Origin of the sequence: Rhodococcus kronopolitis, assembly GCF_042654025.1 — a bacterium.
Lineage (GTDB): Bacteria > Actinomycetota > Actinomycetes > Mycobacteriales > Mycobacteriaceae > Rhodococcus_G > Rhodococcus_G kronopolitis.
Genome location: NZ_JBHSFO010000012.1, coordinates 161,631 through 174,756, shown reverse-complemented (window position 1 = coordinate 174,756; position 13,126 = coordinate 161,631). Strand labels below are relative to the sequence as shown.

Genomic DNA, 13,126 nt, shown 5'->3' with positions numbered 1-13,126 from the left:
AAGTGACTTCCGCACAGGCCAGCCGACCCGGCGGCACCGCAGCCGCCCCCACGTCGAACTCCGCGGACAATCCGTGGCCGGTGCGGTCGGTCTCGACGAAGGTCGCCCAGTGGATCGACCGGCTCGGCAGCATCTGGGTCGAGGGGCAGATCACCCAGATCAACGTCCGGCCCGGCACCCGCACCGCGTTCCTGGTGCTGCGCGACGCGTCCGCCGACATGTCGCTGTCGATCACCTGCTCGCCCACCCTGATCCGCGACTCGCCCGTGCCGCTGACCGAGGGCAGCCGGGTCGTGATGTTCGGCAAGCTCTCGTACTACACCGGCCGCGGCACCATCTCGCTGCGGGTGACCGAGATTCGCGCGGTCGGCATCGGCGAGCTGCTGGCCCGGATCGAGCGGCTGCGCGCCCTGCTGAACGCGGAGGGCCTGTTCGACCCCCGCCTCAAGCGCCCGCTGCCGTTCCTGCCGCGCACCGTCGGGCTGATCACCGGCCGTGCCAGCGCCGCCGAACGGGACGTCCTCAGCGTCGCCGGAACCCGGTGGCCGGCCGTCCGGTTCGAGGTCCGCAACACCGCGGTGCAGGGACCGACCGCGACCGCGCAGATCGTGGCGGCGCTCGGCGAGCTCGACGCGAACCCCGAGGTCGACGTGATCGTGCTGGCCCGTGGCGGCGGCAGCGTCGAGGACCTGCTGCCGTTCTCCGACGAGACCCTCTGCCGCGCCATCGCCAGGTGCACCACGCCGGTGGTCAGCGCGATCGGCCACGAGCCGGACAATCCGCTGTGCGACCACGTCGCGGACGTGCGCGCGGCCACCCCCACCGACGCCGCCAAGCGGGTGGTGCCCGACGCCGCGGCCGAGCAGGCGCTGGTCGCCGAGTTCCGCGCCCGCGGGGCCGCGGCCCTGCGCAACTGGGTGGCCCGGGAGTCGCGGTCGCTCGCGGACCTGCGCAGCCGACCGGTGCTGGCCGATCCGCTGGCCGCGGTGGAGCGGCGCGCGGAGGAAGTGGACCGGTGGCGGGCAACGGCCCGACGCGATGTCCGGCGGCTGCTCGACGGCCAGTCGACGGTGGTCGAACACCTCGCGGCACGGCTGACCACGCTCGGTCCGGCGGCGACGCTGGCCCGCGGCTACGCGGTGGTGCAGAAGATGGTGCCCGGCGCGGACCCCGAGGTGCTGCGGTCCGTCGACGACGCCCCGCCCGGCACCCAACTGCGGGTACGTGTGGGCGACGGCGCGGTCATCGCGGCCGTCATGGGCAAGGACAAATCAGGAGAAGCGAAGTGAACGAACCGGTAGCGGAACTCGGCTACGAGGCCGCACGCGACCAGCTGGCCGAGGTGGTCAAGATGCTCGAGCAGGGCGGCCTCGACCTCGACCACTCACTCGCACTGTGGGAACGCGGCGAGGAACTGGCCAAGCGATGCGAGGAACACCTCGCCGGGGCTCGGGCCCGGGTGGAGAAGGCGCTCGCGCACGGCGAGGACGACTAGGCCCGGTCGTCCCCGCCCTGACGGGTCAGCTCGTCGCCAGCGGCTGCGCCGCCCCGACCGCCTCCGCGAGGGTGGTGTACTCGTCCGCCGTGCCGCTGCCCGTGATCAGCAACCGCACGTCGCCGAAGTCGGCCACCCAGATCGGCTCGCTGCCCTCCTCGTCGTAGACCACCCACGAGTCCGGGCCCACCTGCTGCGTCCCCGACGGGACGCGACTGTCGCCGACCACCCACGGCACCAGGGCCTCCTCGCTCGCCGAGCTCTGGGTCAGCTGCAGGTAGCGGCCCTTGTCGGTGAGGAAGCCGATCGTGCTCGCGTCGCCACCCCCGTCACCGGCGACGGTGCCGCGGTTGCCCGAGTTGGGCTGCCAGCCCTCGATCACCCCGGGGTTGCGAATCGGGAACGCGAGGTCGCGGGCGTCGTACTTGAGCACCGTGTCGATGTCGACGTGCGGCACCTTGCCCTGGGTCGGTCCGCCGGGGCTGAGCGTGCACTGGCTCGCGATGCCCGCGATGACCAGACAGATCAGCACCAGCGGGAGCAGGGACCAGATCATGTCTCGGTTGTTGTGAAAGATTCGGTTTTTTTCGGCGGCCACGGGAACCAGTATCCCAGCACCTCACTCCCCCGGGTCTGGCGGTTCCCGTGTGCGCCGAATCCGGTACCGGCGGTCACACACATGTTGTTAGATCGCGTCCATGAGTTCGAGTGAGGTTCCCCGCCCGCCGTCGCGTCGCCGCACCAGCTGGGGAAGGCGCACCGCGGTTGCCCTGGTCGGCGCGCTCGCGTTGGCCACCGCGACGACCGGGGTGGCCGGTGCCACCCCCGCCACCCCCGCGACGACCGCCTTCGCCGCGTTCCTCGACCTCATGCCCAGCAACTCCGCCGCCGAACTCACCGGCGGCCTCGACCCGCGGCTGCCCACCGATCCCAGCACCCTCGAGGCGGCGCTGACCGCCGCCCGCGCCGCGGGTGTGGCGCCCACCCGGTACGCCGCGCTGCTGCACCAGTTCTGGCTGGCCCGCGGCGCCGTCGCGTCCGGCATCGACCTCGCCGGCTGGGACCCGAACGCGGGCTTCCTGTCCAACGCGACCCTGGTCGAGCGGGTGTACGCGAACTACGGCCGCTACCAACGCGAGCGCGCCGAACTCAACTGGGCGGGCATGGCCGGGATGGCAGGCGGCTCCTTCGCGGCCGGCTTCTGGGACCTCGACATGGGCCGCACCGTGGTCTCCGTGGACGCCCTCCATCGGCTCGGCACCGCGGTGGCCGGCGTCCTCGCGGCGCTGCCCGCCCAGGCCGCAGCCGCGCTGCCTGCCGACGTCCGGGCGCTGGCCGCGTCGGGTCCGGCCACCACCGCCGCCGACCTCGACTGGTACCAGCGGCGGCTGCTGATCATGCAGAAGCACATCTACTTCGACATGGTGCCCATGCACGAGGCCTACCTCACCGGGGGCCGACCCGCGATCGAGGAACTCGATCGGGCCGGCCTGCTGGACGACAACGCCCGGGCGGCCTGGCACGGAATCTTCTCGGGCACCCGCGACGGCCTCGACGAGGCCACCCGACGGATGGCCGACCGGGAGCAGAACCAGGTGGTCGCGGACCAGTGGGACGCCACCGCCACGGGCCGCGACGGGATCGGCCGGGTGCTCGCCTACGTCACCACCCTCGCCGCGCAGCCGGCGATCCCGGGGGCGCGGGCGCCGGGCGTGGTCGCGCCGCTGACGGTGGTCGGCGACGGCTTCGAACTGCGCGCCCCGCTCCCCGACTTCAACTGGGCCGACCGGGCCCCGCGGTGGCGGTACATCGCCGACGACACCGCGACGGCCTACGCCCGGCTCGTCGCGGACGGACCGGGCCGGGCGCAGGGGCTGCTCTCCCGGCCCTTCCGTCAGTTCATGGACGAGCAGCGGATCCTGCACCGGGTGCCGGACCTCGCCCGGGACGCCGTCATCGGCTGGTCGTTGACACGAGAGCCGTAGCCGCCCGACAGCCCAGCGGGTAATTGGTCCGACCGGCAATGAGACAATCGGGCCGTGAGACGACGTTCTCACCCGAGACGACACCTATGCCGACGCCCACCCGCGTCGCCTGCAAGGAGGCACTGCCCATGACGGCGAGCACCCCAACGAGTCGCCGCGAGGCACCGGACCGCAACCTCGCGCTGGAGCTCGTCCGCGTGACCGAGGCCGGCGCACTGGCGGCTGGACGCTGGGTCGGCAAGGGCGACAAGGAGGGCGGTGACGGCGCTGCCGTCGACGCGATGCGGCAGCTCGTGAGCAGCGTGTCGATGCGCGGCGTCGTGGTGATCGGCGAGGGCGAGAAGGACGAAGCGCCCATGCTGTTCAACGGCGAGGAGGTCGGCAACGGCGACGGCCCCGACTGCGACTTCGCGGTGGACCCCGTCGACGGCACCACCCTGATGTCGAAGGGCATGCCGAACGCGATCTCCGTGCTCGCGGTCGCCGAGCGCGGCGCGATGTTCGACCCGTCCGCCGTGTTCTACATGGAGAAGATCGCCGTCGGCCCGGACGCCGCCGACGTCATCGACATCTCCGCCCCGATGGCCGAGAACATCAAGCGGGTCGCGAAGGTCAAGAAGGCGTCGGTCTCCGACGTCACCGTCTGCATCCTGGACCGGCCCCGCCACGCCCAGCTGATCGCGGAGGTCCGCGCGACCGGTGCCCGCATCCGGCTGATCTCGGACGGCGACGTCGCCGGCGCGATCGCGGCGGCCCGCCCCGAGTCCGGCACCGACATGCTGGTCGGCATCGGCGGCACCCCCGAGGGCATCATCGCCGCGGCCGCGATGCGCTGCATGGGCGGCGCCCTGCAGGGCAAGCTCGCCCCGACCGACGACGACGAGCGCCAGAAGGCGATCGACGCGGGCCACGACCTGGACCGGATCCTGCTGACCGAGGACCTGGTCTCCGGCGAGAACGTCTTCTTCAGCGCGACCGGCGTCACCGACGGCGACCTGCTGCGCGGCGTCCGCTACTACGGCGGCGGCGCGTCGACGCAGTCCATCGTGATGCGAAGCAAGTCCGGCACCGTGCGCATGATCGACGCGTACCACCGCCTCGAGAAGCTGCGGGAGTACTCGTCCGTCGACTTCGACGGCGAAGACGGCGCGGTTCCGCCCACCTTCTGATCCACCTGCTGTCCGCGCCCTCCCCCGGTCAACCGTGGGAGGGCGCGGACAGTTGTCTGTGGTGGCAAGCTTGGTTGGCATGACGGACAACAGCGAATCGCAGTTCCGGATCGAGCACGACACCATGGGCGAGGTCCGGGTCCCGGTCGACGCCCTCTGGCGCGCCCAGACCCAGCGCGCCGTGGAGAACTTCCCGATCAGCGGGCGCGGACTCGAGCGCACCCAGATCCGCGCGATGGGCCTGCTCAAGGCGGCCTGCGCACAGGTCAACCGGGACCTCGGCCTGCTCGACTCGGCCAAGGCCGACGCCATCATCGCCGCCGCGAACGAGATCGCGGCCGGCCGTCACGACGACCAGTTCCCGATCGACGTCTTCCAGACCGGCTCGGGAACCAGCTCCAACATGAACGCCAACGAGGTCATCGCATCGATCGCGAAGGCCGCCGGGGTCGACGTCCACCCGAACGACGACGTCAACATGTCGCAGTCCTCCAACGACACCTTCCCGACCGCAACGCACGTCGCGGCGACGGAAGCGGCCGTCGCCGATCTGATTCCGGCGCTCGCCCGCCTCCAGCAGGCGCTGACGGCGAAGTCCGCCGAATGGAAGACCGTCGTCAAGGCCGGCCGCACCCACCTGATGGACGCGGTGCCCGTGACCCTCGGCCAGGAGTTCGGCGGCTACGCCCGCCAGATCGAGGCCGGCATCGAGCGGGTCACCGCCACCCTCCCCCGCCTCGGCGAGCTGCCGATCGGCGGCACCGCGGTCGGGACCGGCCTCAACGCACCCGACGGGTTCGGGCCGAAAGTCGTTGCGGAACTGATCAAGTCGACCGGAATCGAGGCCCTGCGACCGGCGCGGGACAGCTTCGAGGCGCAGGCCGCGCGCGACGGCCTGGTGGAGGCGTCGGGGGCGCTGCGCACCGTCGCGGTGTCCCTGACCAAGATCGCCAACGACATCCGGTGGATGGGATCGGGACCGCTGACCGGGCTCGGCGAGCTGCACCTGCCGGACCTGCAGCCGGGTAGTTCGATCATGCCGGGCAAGGTCAATCCGGTGCTGCCGGAGGCGGTCACGCAGGTTGCCGCGCAGGTGGTCGGCAACGACGCCGCCGTCGCCTGGGGCGGCGCGGGGGGCGCCTTCGAGCTCAACGTGTACATCCCGGTGATGGCGCGCAACCTGCTCGAGTCGTTCCGGTTGCTGGCCAACGTCTCCCGGCTCTTCGCGGACCGGTGCATCGACGGACTCGTCGCCGACACCGAGCGCCTGCGTACCCTCGCCGAGTCGTCGCCGTCCATCGTCACGCCGCTGAACTCGGTGATCGGCTACGAGGAGGCGGCGGCCGTCGCCAAGCAGGCGCTGAAGGAGAAGAAGACGATCCGGCAGACCGTGATCGACCGGGGGCTGGTCGGCGACGGACTCACCGAGGCCGAGCTCGACCGGCGGCTCGACGTCCTCGCCATGGCCAAGGTGAAGGAGTAGCTGCCGCCGATTCCGGTCAGCGGGTGATCGCGATGACCGCGCCGGGCTGCAGCCAGCGGATCAGCCACACCAGCGGGGCCTCGGCGACCGCGACGCAGCCCTCGGTGGGCTGACCGTTGGCCACGTGCAGGAAGAACGCGCCGCCCCCACCCGGCCGCCGCTCCGCGTTGACGCCCATCACCACCGCGTAGCGGTAGGCCGGGATCGCGAGCTGCTCGCTCTGCGACTCGTCGAAGCCGCAACTGCCGGGCGCGCAGACCTGATGGGTGTTGTAGGTCGCGCTCTGCGGGTCGCCGTCCCACCAGTCGTCCGCGCCCACCACCCGGTAGGGCAGCCCGCCGCCCGGGGCCGCCGCGGTGCCGAACGCCGCGTCCAGGCTGTACACGCCCTCCGGGGTGGCGGGCACGCCGTCCCTCGCCTCAGGCGCGAAGCCGTCCACCCCCACCTGCGCGGGAATCGACGGCGAGATCCGGTGCCAGCCGAGCGGCGAGCGCTGCCATGCCTCGACGCTCGACCCCGACCCCGACCCGTGGACGGCGACGACCTGGCTGGCGGAGCCGACCGCGCTCGAGAACCACGGACCCTGCGCGACCGCGTGCGGGGCACACAGCAGGGCCAGGGTGGTCGCGACGACGATCGACAGGAGCGCACTTCCCGTTCTCCGCATCGAAGCATCGTGACCCACGTCATACACTGCGTCAATTCAGCCACGACCCGCCGACGTCACCAGGAGTGCCCCATGACGACCCCCGCAACGACCGACCGGAGCGACGCCGCGGTCGCGGTGGTCACGGACTTCTTCGAGGCGCTCGGCGCACTCGACGTCCCGCGCGCCACCGCGCACCTCACCGAGGACGTGCAGTGGCAGAACGTGTCGCTGCCCACCCTCCGCGGCCTCCCCGCGGTCGGCCGCGCGCTGCGCGCGGCCGGACGTCCGCGGTTCCGGTTCGAGGCCGTCATGCACCACATCGCCAGCGACGGCGACACGGTCCTGACCGAGCGGACCGACACCCTGATCGTCGGCCCGCTGCGTTCGGTGTTCTGGGTGTGCGGGACCTTCGAGATGCGCGACGGCAAGATCGCGGTGTGGCGGGACTACTTCAGCTGGCGCGCCTTCCTCGTCGGCACGGTGGTGGGCACCGTCCGCTCGGCGCTGGGGCGGTAGGACCGCCCCAGCGCCCCGGACCCGGCTCAGCTGTTGGGACCGAACTCCTCGAGCATCTCGGTGACCAGCGCGGCGATCGGCGAGCGCTCGCTGCGGGTGAGGGTGACGTGCGCGAACAGCGGATGCCCCTTGAGCTTCTCGATCACCGCGGAGACCCCGTCGTGCCTGCCGACGCGCAGGTTGTCCCGCTGGGCGACGTCGTGGGTGAGCACCACCCGCGACCCGGTGCCCAGTCGTGAGAGCACGGTCAGCAGCACGTTGCGTTCGAGCGACTGCGCTTCGTCGACGATCACGAAGGAGTCGTGCAGGGACCGACCGCGAATGTGCGTGAGCGGCAACACCTCCAGCATGCCGCGGCTGATCACCTCGTCCATCACCTCCGGACTGGCCAGGCCGTCGAGGGTGTCGAAGACGGCCTGCGCCCACGGGCCCATCTTCTCGGCCTCACCGCCCGGGAGGTAGCCGAGCTCCTGGCCGCCGACCGCGTACAGCGGGCGGAACACCACCACCTTGCGGTGCGAGCGCCGCTCGAGGACCGCTTCGAGTCCGGCCGTCAGGGCCAGCGCCGACTTGCCGGTCCCCGCGCGCCCACCGAGCGAGACGATCCCGATGCTCTCGTCCAGCAGCAGGTCGAGCGCGATCCGCTGTTCGGCGGACCGCCCGTGCAGCCCGAAGGCCTCCCGTTCGCCGCGGACCACCTGCACCCGCTTGTCCGCGGTCACCCGGCCGAGGGCACTGGACCGGCCACCGATCAACCGGATCCCGGTGTGACACGGCAGGTCTCGCGCGTCGTCCAGGTCGACGACGCCCTCGGTGAACAGCTCGTCGATGCGTGCCGAGTCCACCTCCAGCTCGGTCATGCCGGTCCACCCCGAGGCCACCACGTCATGCGCGTGGTACTCGTCCGCAGGCAGCCCGACGGCGCCTGCCTTCACCCGCAGCGGGATGTCCTTGCTCACCAGCACCACGTCCCGGCCGTCCGCCGCCAGGTTGAGCGCGCAGGCCAGGATCCGGGAGTCGTTGGAGTCGGTGCGGAATCCGACCGGCAGCACCGCGGGGTCGGTGTGGTTCAGCTCCACCTGCAGGGTGCCGTCCTCGGCGCCGATCGGTACCGGCTGGTCCAGCCGGCCGTACTCGACCCGGAGGTCGTCGAGCATCCGAAGCGATTCCCGCGCAAACCATCCGAGCTCGTGGTGGTGGCGTTTGCCCTCGAGCTCACTGATCACCACCAGCGGCAGCACCACTTCGTGCTCGGCGAATCGCGTGACGGCCCACGGATCCGAGAGCAGGACCGAGGTGTCGAGAACGTAGGTGCGGACTGCGTGGTTGGCGGCGGAGCGGGATGCGGTCACGGTGGGCTCCTACTGCTGCGCGGCACCCGCGCAGACGGCGTTCGCTGGGCCGTTCGGTCCGGGTGGGTCTTACGACCCACGGGGACCGGGCGCCGGCCCCTTCGCCCTGAACAAGTCAGTCACGATTCGAACCTCCCGGACGGGCGGCTTCTGCACCACCCGCTGACCTGAACGCTACGGCGACGGACCGGGCCGGTGTCGGACCAACACGATGAACGTTGTGTAAACGTGTGGTGGGGGTCAGTAGACGTCACGCACGTACCGCTTCTCGGCGGCCAGGGCCTTGACGTACGCCTCGGCACTGCGGGGCGCGAGCCTGCCGTACTGCGCGACGATGCCGTTGAGCGCGCCGTCGACGTCCTTGGCCATCCGGGCCGCGTCGCCGCAGACATAGAAGTGGGCACCGTTCTGCAGCCACTCCCACAGCAGCGCGCCACGCTCGCGCATCCGGTCCTGGACGTAGACCTTCGCGGACTGGTCTCGGGAGAACGCGACGTCGAGTTCGGTGAGGAACCCGTCCCGGCGCAGCTCCTCGATCTCCTCGCGGTAGTAGAAGTCGGTCGCGGCGTGCTGCTCACCGAAGAACAACCAGTTCGGTCCGGTGTGCCCCAACGCCCGCCGCTCGTGCAGGAACGCGCGGAAGGGCGCGATGCCGGTGCCCGGCCCGACCATGATCATCGGGGTCTCGGGATCGGCCGGCGGCCGGAAGTGACTGGACTTGTGCACGTAGATTCCGATGTCGTCGCCGTCGGCGTAGTCGGCGAGGTAGGTCGAGCACACCCCGCGCCGGGGCACGCCCGCGACGTTGTACCGCACCGTCGAGACCGTCAGCTGCACCTCGCTGGGGCTCTCCTTCGGGCTCGAGGAGATCGAGTACAGCCGCGGCTGAAGGGGTTTGAGGACGGTGAGCCACTCGTCGACGGAGGCGCGAACCGGGGACTGGGCGAGCACGTCGACGGACTGGCGCCCCCACGAGAAGTCCCTGAGCGCGGACTTGTTCTCCGGCTTCATCAGTTCCGCAAGGTCGGCGTCCGCGGTGCGCTGTTGCACGAACCGGAGCAGGTCGCCGTTGAGTCGGGTGATCTCCAGCCGTTCGGCGAGGGCGGTGCGCAGCGTCATCGCACCGTGCTCGGCGAGTTCGACGGCGGCATCGCCGTCGAGTCCGGTGACGGCCAGCCACTCGTCGACGAACGGGCTGCTGTTGCGGGGCCAGACACCGAGCGCGTCGCCTGCCTCGTAGCTGACGGTGCCCGGCGGCAGGTGAAAGCCGAACTGCCGCACGTCCTTCGTCGATCCGGGTCGGTTTAGGACCACGTTGCGCGTGAGCGAGGTGACCAGCGGCGACTTCTTGCTGTACTGGCGCGGTTCGCCGGGTGCGGGCGCCGGGTGGGCGCCGACCTCCGTCCGGGAATCGACCGGCACAGCAGCGCGATCCGCCCCGCCACCGGTCGATTCCGCCGGGTCCTGCAGCGCTGCCGTCACCGCGTCCAGCCAGTCGGCCGCGGACTCCTCGTAGTCGGGTTCGCAGTCGATGCGGCCGGCGAGGCGGGTGGCGCCGAGTTCGGCGAGCCGGTCGTCGAGCTTGCGGCCGTGTCCGCAGAAGTCGTCGTAGTTGGAGTCGCCGAAAGCGATGACGGCGTACCGCATCTCGGCCAGTCGCGGCGCCGAGTCCGAGCTCAGGACCCCCCACAGGCCGCTGCCGTTGTCCGGCGGCTCGCCGTCGCCGGTGGTGCTGGTGACCAGGAGCAGCTCGCGGGTCGTCGACAGGTCGGCCACCGCGAACTCGTCCATGCCGAACGTCACCACGGGCAGGCCTGCCTCGCCGAGCCGGGCGGCGCAGGCGGCGGCGAACTCCTCGGCGGTTCCGGTCTGCGAGGCCCAGAGCACGACGATCGGGGCCCGCCCGGGAGCGGGCACCTCGGCAGGCTCGGTCCGTTCGCCCCCGGGGATCGGGGCACGCGAGAACAACCCGGCCAGGACGCCGTCGACCCACATCCTCTTGCCTGCGTCGAAGGGGCTGTTCGCGGGCAGGGTCGGCACCCCGGGGGTGCGGCCCGCATCCGATCGCAGGGCCGCGAGGAGCCCCGCGAGGTAGGCCTTCTCCATCGGGTCGAAATCGACTGCCGGTGTGTCGGTCTGCCCGAGCACTGCGGCCAGGACGTCCAGTCGCGACGAACCGCCGTCCGCGGCGCCGAGCGGCGTGGGAGTTGACTCCGGCGCATCGGCGGTCTCGGTGGGCAGCGCGTCGGGTGTGGTCACGGCAACCTTGGTCAGTGTCACGGCGCAGGCCTTGAACTCCGGCTGCTGCGACGCGGGATCGATCGCGTCGTTGGTGACGGCGTTGATGGACAGGTACTCGCCGAAGGAGTCGTTCCAGTGGAACGGCGCGAAGCAGTTCCCGGGACGGACCCGATCGTTGACCAGGGCAGGCAACACCGCCCGTCCGCGGCGCGAGGACACCTCGATCGGATCGGAGTCGGCGACACCGAGGCGGGCGGCGTCGTCGGGGTGGATCTCGATGAACGGCCCCGGGTTGAGCTTGTTGAGCTTGGCCACCTTGCCGGTCTTGGTCATGGTGTGCCACTGGTGCGCGAGACGGCCGGTGTTGAGCAGGAACGGGTAGTCGTCGTCGGGCATCTCGGCGGGCGGCAGGTGCGGCCGGGCGAAGAACATCGCGCGGCCGCTGGCGGTGGGGAACGCCAGCCGCGGGGCGACGCCGTCCGCGCCGACGAGGAGCTGCTGGCTCACGCCGTCGTTGAGGTACCGGATGGGATGGCGGTCCTGGTCGCTGTCGGGCGGGCACGGCCACTGGATCGAATTCTCCCGGAGGCGGTCGTAGGTGACGCCCCGCAAGTCGTAGCCCGTCTTCGGGTTCCAGAACTGCTTGATCTCCTCGAACACCTCCTCCGCGCAGGTGTAGGTGAACGCCTCGGCGTACCCCATCTCGCAGGCGATCCGGGCGATGATCTGCCAGTCCGGCAGCGCCTGCCCGACCGGGTCGAGTGCCTGCTGGAACAGGGTCAGGTTGCGTTCGGAGTTGATCATCACCCCATCGGACTCGGTCCACAGCGCCGCCGGGAGCAGCACGTCGGCGTACTCGTTGGTCTCGGTGCCGAGGAACGCGTCCTGGGTGACGACGAGTTCGGCCCGCTCCAGCCCGTCGATGACGGTCTTGCGGTTGGCCACCGTCGCAACGGGATTGGTGCAGATGATCCAGCAGGCCTTGATCTCACCTGCGGCCATCCGGGAGAACATGTCGATCGTCCCGCCGCCGGTCTCGGTGCGCAGCGACCCGCGCGGTATTCCCCACCGGTCCTCGACGAACTCGCGGTCGGCGTCGAACATCACCGCGCGCTGGCCGGGCAGACCCGGCCCCATGTATCCCATCTCGCGCCCGCCCATGGCGTTCGGCTGGCCGGTCAGGGAGAACGGGCCGCTGCCGGGCCTGCAGATGGCGCCGGTGGCCAGGTGCAGGTTGCAGATGGCGTTGGTGTTCCAGGTCCCGTGGGTGCTCTGGTTCAGACCCATCGTCCAGCAGCTCATCCAGTTCCCGGCCGCACCGATCCACCGCGCGGCCGTGCGGATGTCCGCCGCCGGGATCCCGGTGATGTCGCTGACCTTGTCCGGGGTGAACTCCGCCAGGAAGCTGGGCATCACCTCCCAGCCCTCGGTGAAGTCGGCGATGAACTCCTGGTCGATGTCACCGCTGACGACGAGCAGGTGCAGGAGCCCGTTGAGCAGCGCCAGGTCGGTGCCCGGCGCGATCTGCAGGAACAGGTCGGCCTTGTCCGCGGTGGCGCTGCGCCGGGGGTCGACGACGATCAGCTTCGCACCGGCCTTAACCCGCTCCATCATGCGCAGGAACAGAATCGGGTGACAGTCGGCCATGTTGGCGCCGATCACGAAGAACACGTCCGCGGACTCGAAGTCCTGGTACGAGCCGGGCGGGCCGTCGGCACCCAGGGACTGCTTGTAGCCGGTGCCTGCGCTGGCCATGCACAGGCGCGAGTTCGACTCGATCTGGTTGGTGCCGATGAAGCCCTTGGCCAGCTTGTTCGACAGGTACTGGGCCTCGAGTGACATCTGCCCGGACACGTACAGGGCCACCGCGTCGGGGCCGTGCTCGTCGACGATCGCCCGCAACCGCTGCGCGGTGTCGGTGATGGCGGCGTCCATGTCGGCGGCCTCGAGCGACTGCCCCCGGGCCGGCCGCAGGTACGGCGACTCCATCCGGCCCGGTCCGGCCAGCATGTCCGCGGTGGTGGCGCCCTTGGTGCACAGTCGACCGAAGTTCGTGGGGTGCGAGGCGAGACCCGACGACTTCGCGGCCCAGCGGCGCCCCGTCTCCGGGTCGGTGACGATGTCGAGGACCAGGCCGCACCCGACACCGCAGTAGGCGCAGAGTGTGTCGACACTGGTGCCGTGGCTGCGAGCGCCCATAGTCCGTGCATCCCTTCGGCCGCGGATCAAGGTCGCC

At 71.1% G+C, this 13,126-nt stretch carries 10 protein-coding genes; 6 read left to right on the top strand and 4 right to left on the bottom strand.

Features of this window, described 5'->3' with window-relative positions; all coding sequences use genetic code 11:
* The first annotated feature begins 2 nt into the window (after nucleotides 1–2).
* Nucleotides 3–1,289, top strand: a complete 1,287-nt coding sequence (gene xseA / locus ACFO6S_RS17805) for an exodeoxyribonuclease VII large subunit (RefSeq protein WP_378419252.1) — start codon at nucleotides 3–5, stop codon at nucleotides 1,287–1,289.
* Entirely contained in the window at nucleotides 1,286–1,495 is a 210-nt protein-coding gene (locus ACFO6S_RS17800; RefSeq protein WP_378419250.1) for an exodeoxyribonuclease VII small subunit, read from the top strand. Before xseA ends, ACFO6S_RS17800 begins: the two co-directional genes overlap by 4 nt.
* A gap of 25 nt (nucleotides 1,496–1,520) precedes the next feature.
* Here the strand turns inward: ACFO6S_RS17800 and ACFO6S_RS17795 are convergent, their stop codons facing one another.
* The gene (locus ACFO6S_RS17795; RefSeq protein ID WP_378419248.1) at nucleotides 1,521–2,093 is read right to left on the bottom strand and encodes a DUF4245 domain-containing protein; all 573 of its coding nucleotides are present in this window, start codon (nucleotides 2,091–2,093) and stop codon (nucleotides 1,521–1,523) included.
* 100 nt (nucleotides 2,094–2,193) lie between these two features.
* On the opposite strand from ACFO6S_RS17795, the gene ACFO6S_RS17790 reads away from it, so the two are divergent.
* The 3 genes from ACFO6S_RS17790 (at nucleotide 2,194) to ACFO6S_RS17780 (ending at nucleotide 6,132) form a co-directional block, all read left to right on the top strand.
* On the top strand, nucleotides 2,194–3,480 hold the full coding sequence (locus tag ACFO6S_RS17790) for a hypothetical protein (RefSeq protein ID WP_378419246.1): 1,287 nt from the start codon (nucleotides 2,194–2,196) through the stop codon (nucleotides 3,478–3,480).
* A 128-nt stretch (nucleotides 3,481–3,608) separates the two neighbouring features.
* The gene (gene glpX / locus ACFO6S_RS17785; protein WP_378419244.1) at nucleotides 3,609–4,649 is read left to right on the top strand and encodes a class II fructose-bisphosphatase; all 1,041 of its coding nucleotides are present in this window, start codon (nucleotides 3,609–3,611) and stop codon (nucleotides 4,647–4,649) included.
* Between the two features lie 79 nt (nucleotides 4,650–4,728).
* Complete coding sequence (locus tag ACFO6S_RS17780) at nucleotides 4,729–6,132, top strand: class II fumarate hydratase (protein ID WP_378419242.1); 1,404 nt, start codon at nucleotides 4,729–4,731, stop codon at nucleotides 6,130–6,132.
* Nucleotides 6,133–6,148: 16 nt separating this feature from the next.
* Here ACFO6S_RS17780 and ACFO6S_RS17775 read toward each other — a convergent pair whose 3' ends face one another.
* Complete coding sequence (locus ACFO6S_RS17775; RefSeq protein ID WP_378419240.1) at nucleotides 6,149–6,799, bottom strand: L,D-transpeptidase family protein; 651 nt, start codon at nucleotides 6,797–6,799, stop codon at nucleotides 6,149–6,151.
* A gap of 72 nt (nucleotides 6,800–6,871) precedes the next feature.
* Here ACFO6S_RS17775 and ACFO6S_RS17770 point away from each other — a divergent pair, with 72 nt between their 5' ends.
* A complete protein-coding gene (locus tag ACFO6S_RS17770; protein ID WP_378419239.1) occupies nucleotides 6,872–7,297 on the top strand; it encodes a limonene-1,2-epoxide hydrolase family protein in 426 nt (141 codons plus the stop codon).
* Between the two features lie 26 nt (nucleotides 7,298–7,323).
* Here ACFO6S_RS17770 and ACFO6S_RS17765 read toward each other — a convergent pair whose 3' ends face one another.
* Together ACFO6S_RS17765 and ACFO6S_RS17760 are read right to left on the bottom strand one after the other, a co-directional pair.
* A complete protein-coding gene (locus ACFO6S_RS17765) occupies nucleotides 7,324–8,649 on the bottom strand; it encodes a PhoH family protein (protein WP_378419237.1) in 1,326 nt (441 codons plus the stop codon).
* A 240-nt stretch (nucleotides 8,650–8,889) separates the two neighbouring features.
* Nucleotides 8,890–13,089 carry a molybdopterin-dependent oxidoreductase gene (locus ACFO6S_RS17760; RefSeq protein ID WP_378419235.1) on the bottom strand — a complete coding sequence of 1,400 codons (4,200 nt, stop codon included), beginning with the start codon at nucleotides 13,087–13,089 and terminating at the stop codon, nucleotides 8,890–8,892.
* Nucleotides 13,090–13,126 lie beyond the last annotated feature (37 nt).

What these genes read in the sequence shown, in the direction of transcription:
- ACFO6S_RS17790 (WP_378419246.1), top strand. Translation starts at nt 2,194, where the DNA reads ATGAGTTCGAGTGAGGTTCCCCGCCCGCCGTCGCGTCGCCGCACCAGC.
- ACFO6S_RS17775 (WP_378419240.1), bottom strand. Translation starts at nt 6,799, where the DNA reads ATGCGGAGAACGGGAAGTGCGCTCCTGTCGATCGTCGTCGCGACCACC.
- ACFO6S_RS17770 (WP_378419239.1), top strand. Translation starts at nt 6,872, where the DNA reads ATGACGACCCCCGCAACGACCGACCGGAGCGACGCCGCGGTCGCGGTG.
- ACFO6S_RS17780 (WP_378419242.1), top strand. Translation starts at nt 4,729, where the DNA reads ATGACGGACAACAGCGAATCGCAGTTCCGGATCGAGCACGACACCATG.
- ACFO6S_RS17760 (WP_378419235.1), bottom strand. Translation starts at nt 13,089, where the DNA reads ATGGGCGCTCGCAGCCACGGCACCAGTGTCGACACACTCTGCGCCTAC.
- glpX (WP_378419244.1), top strand. Translation starts at nt 3,609, where the DNA reads ATGACGGCGAGCACCCCAACGAGTCGCCGCGAGGCACCGGACCGCAAC.